This is a genomic window from Plantactinospora sp. CA-294935, assembly GCF_050936445.1.
Classification (GTDB): domain Bacteria; phylum Actinomycetota; class Actinomycetes; order Mycobacteriales; family Micromonosporaceae; genus Plantactinospora.
On the sequence record NZ_JBNJMU010000001.1, the window covers coordinates 9,317,360 to 9,332,302 of the forward strand.

At 72.8% G+C, this 14,943-nt stretch carries 17 protein-coding genes; 7 read left to right on the forward strand and 10 right to left on the reverse strand.

What is annotated here, in order from left to right:
• Positions 1–21: 21 nt before the first annotated feature.
• Positions 22–693 (forward strand): response regulator transcription factor, encoded by a 672-nt coding sequence (locus tag ACQEVC_RS40415; protein ID WP_318402211.1) that lies wholly within the window; start codon positions 22–24, stop codon positions 691–693.
• Positions 694–775: 82 nt separating this feature from the next.
• Here ACQEVC_RS40415 and ACQEVC_RS40420 read toward each other — a convergent pair whose 3' ends face one another.
• The 4 genes from ACQEVC_RS40420 to ACQEVC_RS40435 form a co-directional block, all read right to left on the reverse strand.
• Positions 776–1,609 carry an endonuclease/exonuclease/phosphatase family protein gene (locus tag ACQEVC_RS40420; RefSeq protein ID WP_432888967.1) on the reverse strand — a complete coding sequence of 278 codons (834 nt, stop codon included), beginning with the start codon at positions 1,607–1,609 and terminating at the stop codon, positions 776–778.
• Between the two features lie 93 nt (positions 1,610–1,702).
• Complete coding sequence (locus tag ACQEVC_RS40425; protein ID WP_432888969.1) at positions 1,703–3,250, reverse strand: phosphatase PAP2 family protein; 1,548 nt, start codon at positions 3,248–3,250, stop codon at positions 1,703–1,705.
• Positions 3,251–3,312: 62 nt separating this feature from the next.
• On the reverse strand, positions 3,313–4,407 hold the full coding sequence (locus ACQEVC_RS40430; RefSeq protein ID WP_432888971.1) for a YihY/virulence factor BrkB family protein: 1,095 nt from the start codon (positions 4,405–4,407) through the stop codon (positions 3,313–3,315).
• Entirely contained in the window at positions 4,404–5,393 is a 990-nt protein-coding gene (locus ACQEVC_RS40435; protein WP_432891995.1) for a diacylglycerol/lipid kinase family protein, read from the reverse strand. The genes ACQEVC_RS40430 and ACQEVC_RS40435 overlap by 4 nt, the downstream gene beginning before the upstream one ends.
• 141 nt (positions 5,394–5,534) lie before the next feature.
• Here ACQEVC_RS40435 and ACQEVC_RS40440 point away from each other — a divergent pair, with 141 nt between their 5' ends.
• The gene (locus tag ACQEVC_RS40440) at positions 5,535–6,047 is read left to right on the forward strand and encodes a DinB family protein (RefSeq protein WP_432888973.1); all 513 of its coding nucleotides are present in this window, start codon (positions 5,535–5,537) and stop codon (positions 6,045–6,047) included.
• An 81-nt stretch (positions 6,048–6,128) separates the two neighbouring features.
• Here the strand turns inward: ACQEVC_RS40440 and ACQEVC_RS40445 are convergent, their stop codons facing one another.
• From ACQEVC_RS40445 to ACQEVC_RS40455, 3 genes are all read right to left on the reverse strand, one after another.
• Positions 6,129–6,710 (reverse strand): Clp protease N-terminal domain-containing protein, encoded by a 582-nt coding sequence (locus tag ACQEVC_RS40445; protein WP_432888975.1) that lies wholly within the window; start codon positions 6,708–6,710, stop codon positions 6,129–6,131.
• The gene (locus tag ACQEVC_RS40450) at positions 6,707–6,943 is read right to left on the reverse strand and encodes a helix-turn-helix domain-containing protein (RefSeq protein ID WP_130463859.1); all 237 of its coding nucleotides are present in this window, start codon (positions 6,941–6,943) and stop codon (positions 6,707–6,709) included. Before ACQEVC_RS40450 ends, ACQEVC_RS40445 begins: the two co-directional genes overlap by 4 nt.
• Positions 6,944–7,036: 93 nt before the next feature.
• Entirely contained in the window at positions 7,037–7,654 is a 618-nt protein-coding gene (locus tag ACQEVC_RS40455) for a bifunctional 4-hydroxy-2-oxoglutarate aldolase/2-dehydro-3-deoxy-phosphogluconate aldolase (RefSeq protein WP_318402199.1), read from the reverse strand.
• A gap of 142 nt (positions 7,655–7,796) precedes the next feature.
• Between ACQEVC_RS40455 and ACQEVC_RS40460 the strand changes: the two genes are divergently transcribed.
• The 5 genes from ACQEVC_RS40460 (at position 7,797) to ACQEVC_RS40480 (ending at position 13,344) form a co-directional block, all read left to right on the forward strand.
• Positions 7,797–8,780 carry a PP2C family protein-serine/threonine phosphatase gene (locus tag ACQEVC_RS40460; RefSeq protein WP_432888978.1) on the forward strand — a complete coding sequence of 328 codons (984 nt, stop codon included), beginning with the start codon at positions 7,797–7,799 and terminating at the stop codon, positions 8,778–8,780.
• A 135-nt stretch (positions 8,781–8,915) separates the two neighbouring features.
• Positions 8,916–9,761, forward strand: coding sequence for a universal stress protein (locus ACQEVC_RS40465; RefSeq protein ID WP_432888980.1), 846 nt, complete (start codon positions 8,916–8,918; stop codon positions 9,759–9,761).
• 58 nt (positions 9,762–9,819) lie between these two features.
• Positions 9,820–12,192, forward strand: coding sequence for a phosphoketolase family protein (locus tag ACQEVC_RS40470; RefSeq protein ID WP_432891997.1), 2,373 nt, complete (start codon positions 9,820–9,822; stop codon positions 12,190–12,192).
• Positions 12,193–12,335: 143 nt separating this feature from the next.
• Positions 12,336–12,779 (forward strand): phage tail protein, encoded by a 444-nt coding sequence (locus tag ACQEVC_RS40475; protein ID WP_432888982.1) that lies wholly within the window; start codon positions 12,336–12,338, stop codon positions 12,777–12,779.
• Positions 12,780–12,783: 4 nt separating this feature from the next.
• Positions 12,784–13,344 carry an NUDIX hydrolase gene (locus tag ACQEVC_RS40480; RefSeq protein WP_432888984.1) on the forward strand — a complete coding sequence of 187 codons (561 nt, stop codon included), beginning with the start codon at positions 12,784–12,786 and terminating at the stop codon, positions 13,342–13,344.
• Between the two features lie 4 nt (positions 13,345–13,348).
• On the opposite strand, the gene ACQEVC_RS40485 is transcribed toward ACQEVC_RS40480, so the two are convergent.
• From ACQEVC_RS40485 to ACQEVC_RS40495, 3 genes are read right to left on the reverse strand one after another with little or no spacing between them, the layout of a single operon-like run.
• Positions 13,349–13,567, reverse strand: coding sequence for a hypothetical protein (locus ACQEVC_RS40485; RefSeq protein ID WP_432888986.1), 219 nt, complete (start codon positions 13,565–13,567; stop codon positions 13,349–13,351).
• Positions 13,548–14,585, reverse strand: a complete 1,038-nt coding sequence (locus tag ACQEVC_RS40490) for a WXG100 family type VII secretion target (protein ID WP_432888988.1) — start codon at positions 14,583–14,585, stop codon at positions 13,548–13,550. The genes ACQEVC_RS40485 and ACQEVC_RS40490 overlap by 20 nt, the downstream gene beginning before the upstream one ends.
• The gene (locus ACQEVC_RS40495) at positions 14,582–14,905 is read right to left on the reverse strand and encodes a hypothetical protein (RefSeq protein ID WP_432888990.1); all 324 of its coding nucleotides are present in this window, start codon (positions 14,903–14,905) and stop codon (positions 14,582–14,584) included. Before ACQEVC_RS40495 ends, ACQEVC_RS40490 begins: the two co-directional genes overlap by 4 nt.
• Positions 14,906–14,943 lie beyond the last annotated feature (38 nt).

The window sequence follows — 14,943 nt, forward strand, 5'->3', positions numbered from 1 at the left end:
TGGCAGCGCACAGGACGCGATGTGCGGGCAGAGGCGGCGACGAGCATGGTGCACGGTGGACGGATCCTCATCGTCGACGACCACCCGGTGGTGCGCCGAGGGCTGCGCACCATGCTCGAGGGCGAGTCGTGGGTGAGCGAGGTGTTCGAGGCGGCGACCACCGCCGAGGCGATCAGCACTGCGGTCACCGAGCGGGTCGAGGTGATCGCGATGGACGTGACGCTGCCGGACGGTGACGGCGTCGACGCCACCGCCCGGATCATCCAGTCCCGGCCGGAGACCAAGGTGCTGATGCTGACCATGGCCAACGACGAGGAGATCGTGGCCCGGGCGCTGCGGGCCGGTGCCCGGGGGTACGTGCTCAAGGACACGGATCCGGACGCCGTCATCGACGCGCTGCGTACGGTCGCCCAGGGCGGTGTCGTGCTCGGCCCGGGCATCGGTCCGTCCGTGCTCACCACGCTCAACCGGGGGCCGGTCGAGCTGCCCGCCCCGTTCAACCAGCTCACCGCCAGGGAGCGGGACATCCTCGGCCGACTCGCCTTCGGTGACACCAACGCCAAGATCGCACGGCACTTCGGGCTCAGCGAGAAGACCGTACGCAATCAGCTCTCCGCGATCTTCGCGAAGCTGGGTGTCGCGGACCGGGTGCAGGCGGCCCTGCTCGCCCGCGACGTCGGGCTCGGCACCTGAGCCTGACTCGCCCCGGCGCATCGGGCGGCGCCTGCGTCGATCCAGGTGCGTCCGGCCCGGTGCCCTGATGCCGTCCCGATGCTCAGCGGAGCCGCAGGTCGAAGTCGGCGACCAGCGGATAGTGGTCCGACGCGGACTCCGCCGCCCCACCGGTGACCACCCGCGGCGGCTGGGCCAGCCGGGCCAGCGGCGGCGTGCCGAGCAGATAGTCGAGTCGCATCTCGGTGAACTCCACCCCACCGCCGGCACTGGTCGGTACGGTGTGCGGCGGCTCCGCCCGGTCCGTGGACGGGTCGGCGCCCTCCGGCCGGAACAGGTCCACGAGACCCGACCGGTACAGCGCGGCGACCGCCCGGGTGTCCACGGTCACCCCGTCCGGCATCAGGTGCCGCCCCCGGTACTCCGGCGGTAGCCGGCCGATCCGCTCGTCGTGCCGGCCGCCCGGATCGAGTGTGTTCAGGTCACCCATCAGCAGTACCGGCCGGTCCGGTAACGGCCTCCGGTCCGGCCCGCCCCGGCCGGCCGCGCCAACCAGCCAGCCGGCCTCACGCAGCCGGCGCCGCCCGGAGTACGGATGCAGGTGCGTGCTGAGGACGGTCAGCGGGCCCCGGTCGGTGTCCAGCACGACCCGCTGCGCCCCGTGGTGGAACGGCCGGCGGACCGGCGCCGCCAGCACCGCCTCGACCGGTCGCCGGACGAGTACCGCCACCGGTTGCCCGAACCATCCCCCGGCCAGGTACGCCCGCATCCCGAGCCGCCGGGCCATCGTGTCGAGCCGGTCGCGGTCCCGGCGCAGGCCCCGGAGTTCCTGCAGTGCCAGCACGTCCGGCCGCTGCTCGGTGACGACCTGGAGCACCCGGTCCAGCCGGCTCGGGTCGGCACCGTCGCGCCCGCCGTTCTTGATGTTGTACGTCATCGCCCGCACCCGGCATCCGCCCCCGTCCCCGTCCGGCCCATCCGCCCGACGCCTCCGACCTCGGTCCAACCAGCCCGCCCGACGCCTCCCACCTCAGTCCGGCCGGGCCGCCCGGGCCAGTTCGTCGTCGAGACTCGACAGTTCGGCCGGGGCGCTGCGCGCGGTCTCCATCGGGCGCGTCGAGTGCGGCGGCTCCGCGTCGGCACCGCCACTGCGCCGCCGGTCGCCCCCGGCGAGTTCCTCGTTGGGGCGCACCACCAGCCAGAGCAGGCCGATCCAGAGCGTGGTGAGCAGCATGGCCCCGGCGAAGTCGCTCGGGTGGTGCATCCCCCGGTACATCCGGGAGCCGGCCACCAGGAGCGGCATCACGACCGCGGCCAGCACGGTCAGCCAGCGCCACCACCGGTCGGTGCGCGGCATCACCAGCAGGGCGATCGCCACCCACAGGCACATCGTCGCCGCGATGTGCCCGGATGGGAAGGACGCGGTCGGCAGGTGCCCGTCCAGGTGCTCGACCTGCGGTCGGGGCCGGTTCACCGCGCGGGCCGACGCGAGGAAGAGGGTCAGCTCGCCGAACATGGTCAGCGCGAGGAAGAGCACCGGCCGCCAGCGCCGCCAGAAGGCCAGCGCCAACGGGCAGAAGACCAGCGAAACCAGCAGGATGGCGTGGGTGTCGCCGGCCTTGCTCGCCAGATAGCTGAGGTCGTTGAGGGTGTCGGTCCGGTGCGCGGCGAGCCACTGCGGCACCTCCCGGTCGAGCGTCTCGACGAAGGTGCCCTCGACGTAGTAGCTGACCAGCATGCCGAAGGCGTACAGCAGGCCGAAGACCAGTACCCAGCCGGTGAGCACCTCGGCGACGGCCGCCCGGGGATGCGGCAGCAGGTGGCCCTCGGCCGGTGCCGGGCTGATCTCCCGGCCCGCCTCCGGCTCCAGCCCCTCGGCCAGCGGCCGGACCGGGCGACCCCGCTCGCGGCGCCACAACCGGAAGGCGTACGCGGTGACGCCCAGCCAGGCGAGTCCGAGCAGCCAGCCGGCGAGGACGTCGGAGACGTAGTGCACGCCGAGCGCGACGCGGGTCACCCCGACCGCCACCACCACCGCGATCACGACACCGGTCGCCACCCGCCGCCACCCGCGCCGCATCGCCGGCAGGAAGACCAGCAGCAGGGCGCCGTAGGCGACCATCGACCCGAGGGCGTGCCCGCTCGGGAAGCTGTTGCCCGGTGCCGAGGCGACCGGGATGTCGACCGCCGGGCGGAGCCGGCCCACCAGTTCCTTCAGCGACGGGTCGAGCAGCAGGGCGCCGAGACCGGTGACGATCAGATAGACGGCGAGCCGGCCCTGCCGGCGGATCAGCAGGCCCACCACCGCGATGGTGACCAGCCAGAGCATGATCGGCCGGCCGCCCAGTGAACTGACCGCCCGGAGCACGGTGACCAGGCCGTCGTTGGCCGAGACCACCCCGTTGAACCAGGCCGCGGTCTCGTGGTCGGCCCGGTGCAGCGGCTCCCAGTGGAACCGGACCAGCAGTAACAGCACGCCGAACCCGACACCGGTGCCGGCGACCAGGGCGAACCCGAGCAGGCTACGTTCGGCGAAATGCCCGAGCGGTCGCCGCAACACCTCGCTGACCGTGGCCACGCCAGAGCTCCCTTCTCGCCTCTGGCCTGCCCGGTACCCGCGCTGCGGGCGGCGTACACCCGTCAGCCGTCGCGCGGCTCCGCGTCGGGGCCGACCGCGTCGGCCGCCCGCTCCTCGGTGGCCCGTGGCCCGGGTACGCCCCGCCCGAGTGTCCCCGCCGGATCGATGTCCATCATGTCGGCGTGCCCCAGGTCCGTCCGGTCGGGATCCCAGCGGTCCGGCTCGGCCGGCTCGTGCTCGCCGATCCGCAGCGCCTCCAACTGGGCGGCGAAGGCCAGCCCGCCGAAGAGCGCGATCCCGGTCAGGTTGGCCCAGAGCAGCAGCGCCATCATGCCGGTCAGCGCGCCGTAGGTCGCGCCGAACGCGTCGCTGTACGACACATAGCCGGCGAGCAGGACGCTGGCCAGCCACCACAGCGCGGTACTGAATCCGGCGCCGAAGAGCAGCCAGGACAGTCCCGGCTGCCGGCGGCGCGGCGCGTGCCGGAACAGCACCGCGACGGCGAAGACGGTCAGCCCGAGACTCAGCGGCCAGCGCAGCACGTCCCAGGCGAGGCCGATCGACGGGCCCCACCAGTCGTAGTGCCGCCCCATCGAGCGGCCCAGCTCGCCACCGCCGACCAGGATGAAGAAGCCGGCCAGCGCGGGTGCTCCGGCGGTGAGGGCCAGGACGGCGGCCCGGACGTACTTCCACAGCGCCGGCCGGTCCCGTTCCACCCCGTAGATCCGGTTCGCCCCTCGCTCCACCTGCGCCATCGTGGTGGTCAACGCGACCAGCCCGGTGAGCAGGCCGAGGGCCAGGGCAAGTTCGCCGGCGTCCTCGGTCTGCTCCGAGTCGACCAGCAGCTCCTTGACCACCCCGTCACTGGCGCCCGGCGTCAGCCCGATCACCGTGTCGGCGACCACCAGACCACCCTCGTCCGCCCCGAGGTCGCTGATCAGCCCGGCCAGCGCGATCAGGAACGGCACCACGGCGAGGCAGAGTTGCAGGGCGAGGGCCCGGGAGTGGCTGAACGCGTCGCCGTACCGGAACCGGATGAACGCGTCCCGGATCAGGTGCCAGCCACCGTAGCGGCGCAGGGTGTGCCAGGCGTCGTCGGCGGAGAGTTCCTCGTCGGCCATGCACTGGGTCTCGGGAACCAGCCGGGTACTGCTCACCGCGCCCCCTCCACCCGCCGCTCCCCGCGCTCGGCGACCGCGTCGGCGTCCACCGCGAGGTCCGGCTCGGTCGCCGGCCTCGGTACGCAGAGCCAGAGCGCCCGGGGGCGGACGGACACCTTCAGCGCGCGGCCGGCGGGGATGACGTCCCCGTCCAGTTCGCGTGGTTGGGCCCGGTTGCTGGTGATGATGACCCGCCGGCCGCGCAGCACCTCCATCCGAGGCACCCGGCGGCGCCGCCGCAGCACCGCCCAGCCGAGCGAGACCCAGTGGTTGAGCGTCCGGGGCGTGAGCACGGCCACGTCCAGGTAGCCGTCGTCCGGCTCGGCGTCGGCGAGCAGTCGTACCCCGCCCTGCAACCGCCCGACGTTGGCCACCAGCACGGTACGGGCCCGGCGCCGTCGGGGCGGCTGGTCGTCGATCCGGATCGACACCCGCATCGGCCGGTCCCGCAGGTGCCGCAGCGCCCCCACCACGTACGCCGGCCAGCCGACCCGGGCCTTGGTGGTCTCGGAGGTGGCCTCGAGCATCTGTGCGTCGAAGCCCATCCCGGCCATCACGGTGAAGTAGGCGTCACCGCAGGTGCCGACGTCGATCCGCCGCCGGCCCTGTTCGAGCGCCACCTCCAGCCCGGCGGCCAGGTCGCCCGAGAGCCCGAGGTTGGCCGCGAGCAGGTTGCCGGTGCCCGACGGCAGGATGGCCATCGCCACGTCGGTGCCGACCAGTGCGCCGACGCAGGACATCACGGTGCCGTCGCCGCCGCAGACGAAGACCACCTCGGCGCCGTCCTCGATCGCCTGCCGGGCCTGGCCCCGGCCCGGGTCGTCCACTGTGGTGGTGTACCAGGCCGGTTCCGGCCAGCCTGCGGCGGCCAGTGTCTCGGTGACGGTCCGGCGCAGCCCGTCGAGGTCGGTCTGCTTCACCGGGTTGACCACCACCGCCGACCGGAGACCGCCGGCACCGCCACTCCGGGAATCCGCCGGCACGCCGGCCGTGCTCTCCTCGTGCGCCTTCACGGCCGCCAGTGTGCAGCAGCTTGCCGCCGGCAGCGAGCCGGACGGGCGTGACCTTTTCCGCATGCCGGGCGGGTTTCGGCGGGTCAGCGCCGCGGCCGCTACAGTAACCACATGATCGATCCGCCGCTCGGGCCGGAGGAACAGGTGGCCACCGCCGGTGAGCGGGCGGTCTGGGAGGCGTTCCTCGACTGCCAGCGGCGGGAGCTCGCGGAGAAGGTCGCCGGGGTGTCGGACGAGGATGCCCGGCGCCGGCTCGTACCCTCGCTGACCACGCTCGGTGGGTTGCTCAAGCACCTGTCGGTGGTGGAGCGGAGCTGGTTCCAGCGCCGGCTGGCCCAGCGGGAGCCGGTCGAGATCGCCGGTTGGGTGGACGGCGGCGACCCGAGTTGGGCACTCGGCCCCGACGACACCGTCGAGAGCCTGCTCGCCGAGTACGCCGAGGCGTGCGCGGAGTCGCGTCGGGTCGCCGCCCGGTTCGCCCTCGACGACACCGCGCCGCAGGCCCGGCTGGGCCGGGTCTCGTTGCGCTGGATCTACGCCCACATGATCGAGGAGACCGCCCGGCACGCCGGGCACGCCGACATCCTCCGCGAACAGCTCGACGCCGCCCGCCCGCCGGCCTGAGCCCGCGGCCACCCCGGCCGGCTCGGCCGACTCGACGCGTCGCCGACCTCGACCGGCGCCGACCGATGGGGCCGGTGCCGGTCAGGCGGCCTTGCGGAGGGAGTCGAGGGTACGGCGACGCAGCTCGGCCAGGTCCACCCCGGCCTCGGTCAGCACCAGCGCGGCCAGCCCGTGCCCCTCGCGAAGCAGCCCGAGCAGGATGTGCTCGGCGCCGATCTCCCGGTGCCGGAGCTGGACCGCCTCGCGCAAAGCCAGCTCCAGCACCTTCTTCGCCCTGGCGGAGAACCGGCTGCCGAAGTCCCAGCCGCCGAAGAGGCCCCACCGCGACCGGGCCGGCGGTGACTCCAGGGCGCCCTCGCCGAACGACTCCTCGAGCTTGGATCGCACCGCCGCCAGGTCGATGCCGATCGAGCGGAGCGCCTCGGCGTCGCGGTCGCCGAACTCCTCGGTGCCGCGACCGATCTTCCGCTCGATCGCCTCGGTCACCTGCGCGGCGTCCACCCCGGACTGGTTGAGCAGCCCGGCGACGGCGCTCTTCTCCCCGTCGAGCAGCGCGAGCAACAGGTGCTCGGTGCCGACGTTGCGGTGCCCCAGCCGCTCGCGCGCCGCCACAGCCCCCCGGACCACGTCCCGGGCCTGCACCGTGAACCGCTCGAACATCATGCCCCTCCCTGGGTACGCGCCGACGCCCGGCCGGCGTGCTTCTTGTGTACTCCCTGCCTGCTGACCTCGAGTGCGTCGGCGATCTCCTGCCAGGACCAGCCCTGGCGCCGGGCGTTGTCGACCTGGACGACCTCCAGGCGTTCCAACAACCGGCGCAGGGCCACCACCGCGCGCAGCCCGACCCGTGGATCGGTGCTGCCGGCCGCCGCCGCCAGATCCGTTGCCTGACTCATACTGTCAACTTAGGTTGACAGGGCCACGTGTGTCAACCCCGGTTGACACAGTCGGCCTGGAGCCGTCCCCCCGGGCACGCCTGATCGAGCCGTTCAGGAGACGGCGGCACGGAACGCCGTGGCCCGCAGCCGCAGTGCGGCCAGGTCGCCACCCTGGGGCGCCGTGCCGAGCAGGGACTCGGAGGCGCCGACCGCGACGGCACCCGCCGACAGGTACTCCGGAGCCGACTCGACGTCCACCCCGCCGAACGGCACGAACGGGACGTCCGGAAACGGCTCCCGGAGCGCCCGGAGATAGGCCGGGCCACCGAGCGACGCGGGAAAGAGCTTCACCGCCGCCGCCCCGGCCAGGCTGGCCGCGACGACCTCGGTCGGGGTCAGCGCGCCGACCAGGACGGGCAGCCCGAGCCGGACCGCCTCGGCGACCGCCGGCACCAGTCCCGGGGTCACCACGAACGACGCCCCGGCCTGCTCCGCCTGCACCACGTCGGCCTCGGTGAGCACCGTACCGGCACCCAGCGGCGCCTCCGGGCCCAACGCCGCCCGGGCCCGGACCAGCACCCCGGCCTCGTCCCGGGAGGTCAGCGACACCTCGACGAGTGCGATCCCGGCCTCCGCCAGCGCCAGCACGCTGGCCAGCGCCGCGTCGGGGTCGTCGCCCCGCACGACGGCGAGCAGCCGGTGCCGGCGCAGCACGTCGGGCAGGTTCACCGCTACATCCTCGCAGTCGAGCCGGCCCCGGCGCGGCACAACGGGTCCGGGCCAAGCCCGCACAGAACCGACGGTAGCGGGGATTTGCGACGATTCGCATATACCGCCCGGGCTGGTCGGCAATCCTGCTAACCTCCCCGCCATGCACCGTAGCCCTGTGACGGGTCCGGACCGGATGCCCGCCGAGGGCGACGTGAGCCGCGTCTACCCACTCGCCGGCCACCGGCTCAGCGTCGCCGGAGGCAGCCGGGTCGGTCAGCGCTACTCGGCGAACTTCGACGTACTGCACGTCGATCCGGTGCTGCCGTTCCTGGCGGTCGCCGACGGGATGGGCGACGGCCGGGGCAGCACCATCGCCGGCGGCACCACCATGGAAACCATGGTCGCCGGGGTGCGCGCGGCAGCTCCCGACATCGGCCCCGGACAGCTCCGCGCCGCGATGGCCCAGGCGCAGTCCCGGGTCCGGGCGGCCGGCGCCGAACTGAACGAGCTGACCGGCTGCACCTTCACCGGCCTGGTCGTCATGCCGCCGGCCGCCGGACCGGGTGCCGCCGGACCGGGTGCCGCCGGACCGACCCAGCCGCCCGGTGGCGGGGTCACCGGGGCACCGTTCCCGGCCGAGCCGGGCGGCGCCGGCCAGGGAGTCGGGACGCGGCGTACCGCGCCGATCGCCCGGTCGGCCCTGGGCGGTACGGCAGTGGACCCGGCCGGTGAGACCGAGCTTTCCGGCTGGATCGTGCAGATCGGCGACTCCCGCGCGTACCGGCTCCGGGACGGGCTGCTCGAACTGCTCACCGTCGACCACACGGCCGCCTGGCTCGGCGCCGTCTACGGCTGGTATCCGGCGGACTCCCCGGCGGCGGCCGCCGCCCGCTACCAGCTCACCCGATACGTGGGCCACCCGGCCATGCCCGAGCCGGACCTGCTCAACATCGCGTTGCGGCCCGGCGACGTCTACTGCCTCTGCACGGACGGTGTCGCCGAACAGGTCGACTACCAGCGGCTGTCCAGCCGGCTCGGCGCGACCGGCAGCCCTGCCGACACGGTCCGTGGCGTACTCGCCGACACGCTGGTCGCGGGCGGTCGGGACAACGCGACCATCGCCGTACTGCGGGTCGAGCCCTGACCGAACCATCCACTGTGCGGTCGTACCGGCCGAATCCGCCGACGCCCGCCGTGCCGCCCGGATACTCTCGGCTGGTGCAGAGGACACGCCACGTAGTCCGTGCCGGGCCGGTGGCCGAGTGATCGCGGGGCGACGGTGAACGCTCCGCAGGAGGCGCTGGTCGTGGTCGGGGTCGACGACTCCCGGCTGAGCATGACGGCGGTCCGGCTGGCGGCCCGCGAGGCGGTCCTGCACTCCCGCCCGCTGCGTGTCGTGCACGCGTTCAACTGGGTCGCGGACCCGTCGGAGCCGATGCCGGAGGAACCCCGCCGTCCGGCCGAGGAGCTGCTGCGCCGGGCGACCGCGACCGCGACCGAGGCCCAGCCGGGGGTCGAGGTCTCCTGTGCGCTGATCGAGGGCCCGGTGATCACCACCCTCCTCCGCGAGTCGGGTTCCGCCGCGCTGCTGGTGATCGGCGGTGGCGGGCTCTCCGCGGATCCCGACGTGCCGGCCGACTCCGACGCCACCGCCGTGCAGCTCGCGGCCCGGGCCGGGTGCAGCGTGCTGGTGGCCAGGGAACAACTGCCCTCGACCGGGCCGGTGCTGGTCGGGGTGGACGGCTCGGCCAGCTCGCTGAGCGCCCTCGACTTCGCCTTCGACACCGCCGCGCGGCACTCGACCGACCTGGTCGTGGTGCAGGTCTGCGACCCGGACGGCACGGACGGCGCACCGCCGCCCGAGGTCGTCGAGCAACTCGCCGAGGCGGTCGCGCCGTGGCAGCGGAAGTACCCCTCGGTCCAGGTGGACCAGCAGGTCCGGACCGGCGACCCGGAGTCGGCGCTGGCCGAGGAGACCCGCCGGGCCGAACTCGTGGTGGTCAGCGCGCGTGGCGACGAGCCCTGGCGCGGCATGCTCGGCTCGGTCAGCCAGGCGATGCTCTACCACTCGGCCTCGCCGGTGGTCGTGGTACGCGGCGCGCACGGCGTCTACATCCAGGAGTGAGCGTGCCGAGATGGTCGTTCCGGTCGCGGGTCGGCCCGGCTCGGGGCAGGCTCGGGTGATGGAGACCGCGCTGGACCCGCAGCCCCGGCTGACCGACGAGGAGCTGGGCCGGATCGACGCGTACTGGCGGGCCGCCAACTATCTCAGCGCCGGGCAGATCTATCTGCTGGCGAACCCGCTGCTGCGCGAGCCGCTGCGGCCGGAGCACGTCAAGCCGCGCCTGCTGGGTCACTGGGGTACGGACCCGGGGCTGAACCTGGTCTACGCACACCTGAACCGGGCGATCGTGGCCCGCGACCTGTTCGCGATGCTGGTGACCGGACCCGGGCACGGTGCTCCGGCCATCATCGCGAACACCTGGCTGGAGGGAACCTTCACCGAGCTGTACCCGTCGGTGGGCCGGGACGAGGCCGGGATGGCCCGGCTGTTCCGGCAGTTCTCCTTCCCGGGCGGGCTGCCGAGCCACGTCGCGGCCGAGGTGCCGGGGTCGATCCACGAGGGCGGCGAGCTGGGCTACTCGCTCGCGCACGCCTACGGGGCCGCCTTCGACAACCCCGACCTGCTGGTCGCCTGCGTGGTCGGGGACGGCGAGGCGGAGACCGGTCCGCTGGCCGCGAGCTGGCTCTCCACCATGTTCCTCGATCCAGCCCGGGACGGCGCGGTGCTGCCGATCCTGCACCTCAACGGCTACAAGATCGCCAACCCGACCGTGTTGGCCCGGATGCCCCAGGAGGACCTGCTCGGCATGCTGCGCGGCTACGGCTACCGGCCGTACGTGGTGGCCGGGGACGAGCCGGCCCGGGTGCACCGGGAGCTGGCGGCCTGCCTGGACCGGGCGCTGGACGAGATCGCCGAGATCCAGCGCCGGGCCCGGCGCGGCGGGCCGGTGCAGCGGCCGCGCTGGCCGATGCTGGTGCTGCGGACCCCGAAGGGCTGGACCGGGCCGGACGAGGTGGACGGCGAGCAGGTCGCCGGGACGTGGCGGGCCCACCAGGTGCCGCTGGAACGGGTACGCGACGACCCCGGTCACCTGGCCCAGTTGGAGCGCTGGCTGCGGTCGTACCGGCCGGAGGAGCTCTTCGACGCGACCGGCGCGCCGCTGCCGGCGCTGGCCGACCTGGCTCCGCGCGGCGACCGGCGGATGAGCGCGAACCCGCACACCAACGGCGGTGTCGTACTCCGCGACCTGGTGCTGCCCGACTTCCGGACGCACGCCGTCGAGGTGGACCGGCCCGGCCACCCGGTCACCGGCGCGACCGGTGTCCTCGGCGGCTGGCTCCGGGACGTCATCGCGGCCAACCCGGACCGGTTCCGGCTCTTCGGCGCCGACGAGGTGGAGTCGAACGGCCTGTCCTCGGTCTTCGAGGCCACCGACCGGGCCTTCCTGGGCCCGACCGAGCCCGGCGACGACCACCTCTCCCCGGGCGGCCGGGTGCTGGAGGTGCTCTCCGAACACCTCTGCCAGGGCTGGCTGGAGGGCTATCTGCTGACCGGCCGGCACGGCGTCTTCACCAGCTACGAGGCGTTCATCCACATCGTCGACTCGATGCTCAACCAGCACGCCAAGTGGCTCAAGATCACCCGCGGCATCCCCTGGCGCCGCCCGGTCGCCTCGCTCAACTACCTGCTCTCCAGCCACGTCTGGCGGCAGGACCACAACGGCTTCTCCCACCAGGATCCGGGTTTCATCGACCACGTCACCAACAAGAAGGCCGAGATCGTCCGGGTCTACCTGCCGCCGGACGGCAACACGCTGCTCTGCACGATGGACCACTGCCTGCGCAGCCGGCACTACATCAACGTGGTGATCTCCGGCAAGCAGGCCGCCCCGAACTGGTTGTCGATGGAGCAGGCGGAGCTGCACTGCCGGCGTGGGCTCGGGATCTGGGACTGGGCCAGCAGCGACGCCGGGGCCGAGCCGGACGTGGTGCTCGGGTGTGCCGGCGACGTGCCGACGCTGGAGACGCTGGCCGCCGCCGACCTGCTCCGCCGGTACCTGCCCGAGTTGAAGGTCCGGGTGGTCAACGTCGTCGACCTGATGCGGCTGCAACCCGCGAGCCTGCACCCGCACGGGCTGCCCGACCCGCAGTTCGACACCCTCTTCACCCGGGACCGGCCGATCATCTTCGCTTACCACGGCTATCCCTGGCTGATCCACCGGCTCAGCTACCGCCGGACCAACCACGCCAACCTGCACGTCCGGGGCTATCAGGAGGAGGGCACCACCACCACGCCGTTCGACATGGTGATGCTGAACGACCTCGACCGGTTCCACCTGGTCATGGACGTGATCGACCGGGTCCCCGGGCTGGGCGCCCGGGCCGCCCACCTGCGGCAGACAATGGTCGACGCGCGGCAGGAGTGCCGCGACCACACCCGCCGGTACGGCGAGGACCACCCGATGGTCGCCCAGTGGCAGTGGCCGGGCTGAACCGGCGGCGGTTTCACCGACGTGCTGGTGCCGCACCGGGGTCGATCCGTCGGCTACCGGGCTGACCGGGACCGGTGGGCCTGGTTGTCTGGTGGCACCGGTTCTTACTTCCGCGCCGGCACGGCCCCGCCGAGGAGGCAGACATGCCACTGCCCGAGCACGACGCCAGCGTCGGCCACTCGTTCGCCCTCGACGTCGACGGGACGGTGATCTCGGAGATCACCGAACTCTCCGGCCTGCGCCTCGGCCAGGACGTCGTCGAATTCAGGTCGACCACCTCCGACGGCGGGTATGTGGTCCGCCCGGTGCCTGGCCGGCCGCGCGGCGGCGAGCTGACCCTCGTCCGGCCGCAACGCGGCGGCAACAGCTTCGAGGGGTGGATCGCCGACGTCCGCGCGACCCGGGGCGGCGGGGGCGGCTCGGCCGCCGCCGTGGTCGTGTTCGACGCCGACGGTACGCCGATCAAGCGCTACCGGCTCGTGGCGGCCACGCCGAAGCACCTGGAGGTCAGTACGATCACCGGCGGCGACACCGGCGTGCTCACCGAGAAGCTGGTGCTCACGTACGAGGCGGTGGAGGTGGAGTAGTCCCGTGGCACGGTCGGCGGACGAGATCCTGGACATCGTCGACGAGCGGGACCGGGTGGTCGGGCAGGCCCCGCGCGGCGAGGCGTACGCCCGGCGGCTGCGGCACCGGGCCGTCTTCGTGCTGGCCCGCGACCCGTCGGGGCGGATCTTCGTGCACCGGCGTACCGCGCAGAAGCTCGTCTTCCCGTCCCGCTACGACATGTTCGTCGGCGGGGTCGTCGGCGCCGGCGAGACCTACGACGAGGCAGCCCGGCGCGAGGCCGAGGAGGAGTTGGGTGTCACCGGCCTGCCCGCGCCGACGCCGCTGTTCAAGTTCCTCTACGAGACTCCCGAGCACACCTGGTGGTCCGCCGTCTACGAGGTGTGCTGCGCGACGCCGGTCGACCCGCAGGTCGAGGAGGTGGCCTGGCACGCGTTCCTCACCGACGAGGAGTTGGCGGGGCGGCTGACCGAGTGGGCGTGGGTGCCGGACGGGCTGGCCGCGTACCACCGGCTACTGGAGCGGCGCCGGGCGGCCAGCGGTTGCCGCGGCGGCCAGGTCCCACCGCCGTCGGCGGACTCGTGACCCGTCACCGCCACCCGTTACCGGATGTGTCCTGTTCGAGCCCGGCGTGGAGGATCTGCCTGATCAGCTCGACGTAATCGCTCTCCGTCCCGTCATCGGCGGTGTACAGCCGGTCGAGCATGTGCCGGACGTCGCGCAACGGATCGTCCTGCTCGTCGTCGAAGCCGTACGCGGCGACCTCCCCGCCGGCCCGGATCACGCCGTCAGATCCCGGATGCGTCATAACCCATCGCCTTCACTCCGCGCAACGGTGAACTCCCGCCCCCCGCCAGCGCCCCGAAGATCGTGGCGACGCTGCCCCGGGCGGTCAGCATCCCCCAGCCGATGTACCCGACGTACTTGACGATTTTGAATGTGTAGAACGCTGCCATCGCGTCGCCGAACGGCCCCTTCTTCTTCGTGATGAAGATGATCGCGGTGTCGATGGCCAGCTTGAGCGTGTCGACCAGCACCGAGGCGGTGTGCATGGCGAACTGCGCGAACTGCTGGTACGCCTTGTGGACCTCCATGAACCGGGACAACATGTTCTTGAACAGGTCGGCGAGCGCCTGGAACGCCTTGTACGCCACCTCGCTGGCGCCGCCTTCCCAGGCACGGTCCAGCGAGGCGAGACCCCGGTCGATGTTCTTGCCGATCCGCTCCAGCGCCTGACCGATGGCCCGCCACGCCCCGGCGGTCCGGCTGTACGCCTCCCAGTCGCCGGCGACGAACTCGGCGATCTTCTGAAGTGGATTGGTGCCGGTCAGCTCCTCGATGAAGTTCATGACCATCCCGGTCAGGCTGACTTCGGCGATCTTGTCGAGGACCTTGGTGGGGTCGCTGAACACCGTGTAGCCCGGCGTGCCGGTGAGCACGTCGAGCGGGTTCATGTAGTCGGCGAAGCCGGAATGGCTCGCCTCCCAGCCCTCTCGCTCCGAGTGGCCGTTGACGACGTACTGGGACGACTCGAAGCGCTCCTTGGCCGCCTTGTCGCTGCCGTCGTAGAGCTTGGCGGCCTTGTCCAACTCGGCGGCGGAGGCGCGCAGGGCCTGGCCGAGCTGGGTGACCAGGTTCACCGCGTCGTCGTAAATCCGGTCGTGGAAGTTCAGCGCCTTGGCCAGCAGCCCTTCGGAGGAGACCGCCTGCATCTCCTGGCCGCACCACTGGCGCAGGTAGGCGAGGACCTTGTCGTTGTGCTCGGCGTTGCGGTTGAGCAGGCCGACGTACCCGCGCAGGTCGGCGGTTTCCACCTTGAAGGTCATCGACCCTCCTCCTCCCGCTCCCTCGCGATGGCCTCCCGCTCATTCGCGATGGCCTCCCGGCCCTCGGCGTACAGCCGCTCGCGTTCGTCGTCGGGCAGGTCGTGCCACCACTTCGCGTGTTCCTCGGCCCGCTGGGCGAACACCTCGCCGTACACGCTGGAGCCGACCGCCTCGTAGAGCGTGACGTTGCCGGCGAGGACGTCCCGGGCCATGTCGCGGGCCAGCGGGTCGCCGTCGTCCTTGGCCTGTTCCTCCAGGGCTTCGCGCAGCAGCCGCTGCTCGGCCGGGTCGCGCAGACTCCTCAGCAGCGGCCTATCCATCGCGCATCCCCCGCCGGTAACCGGCCCGGTTGTCCATC

What these genes read in the sequence shown, in the direction of transcription:
- ACQEVC_RS40495 (WP_432888990.1), bottom strand. Translation starts at nt 14,905, where the DNA reads ATGGATAGGCCGCTGCTGAGGAGTCTGCGCGACCCGGCCGAGCAGCGG.
- ACQEVC_RS40490 (WP_432888988.1), bottom strand. Translation starts at nt 14,585, where the DNA reads ATGACCTTCAAGGTGGAAACCGCCGACCTGCGCGGGTACGTCGGCCTG.
- ACQEVC_RS40445 (WP_432888975.1), bottom strand. Translation starts at nt 6,710, where the DNA reads ATGATGTTCGAGCGGTTCACGGTGCAGGCCCGGGACGTGGTCCGGGGG.
- ACQEVC_RS40475 (WP_432888982.1), top strand. Translation starts at nt 12,336, where the DNA reads ATGCCACTGCCCGAGCACGACGCCAGCGTCGGCCACTCGTTCGCCCTC.
- ACQEVC_RS40440 (WP_432888973.1), top strand. Translation starts at nt 5,535, where the DNA reads ATGATCGATCCGCCGCTCGGGCCGGAGGAACAGGTGGCCACCGCCGGT.
- ACQEVC_RS40460 (WP_432888978.1), top strand. Translation starts at nt 7,797, where the DNA reads ATGCACCGTAGCCCTGTGACGGGTCCGGACCGGATGCCCGCCGAGGGC.
- ACQEVC_RS40420 (WP_432888967.1), bottom strand. Translation starts at nt 1,609, where the DNA reads ATGACGTACAACATCAAGAACGGCGGGCGCGACGGTGCCGACCCGAGC.
- ACQEVC_RS40470 (WP_432891997.1), top strand. Translation starts at nt 9,820, where the DNA reads ATGGAGACCGCGCTGGACCCGCAGCCCCGGCTGACCGACGAGGAGCTG.
- ACQEVC_RS40450 (WP_130463859.1), bottom strand. Translation starts at nt 6,943, where the DNA reads ATGAGTCAGGCAACGGATCTGGCGGCGGCGGCCGGCAGCACCGATCCA.
- ACQEVC_RS40485 (WP_432888986.1), bottom strand. Translation starts at nt 13,567, where the DNA reads ATGACGCATCCGGGATCTGACGGCGTGATCCGGGCCGGCGGGGAGGTC.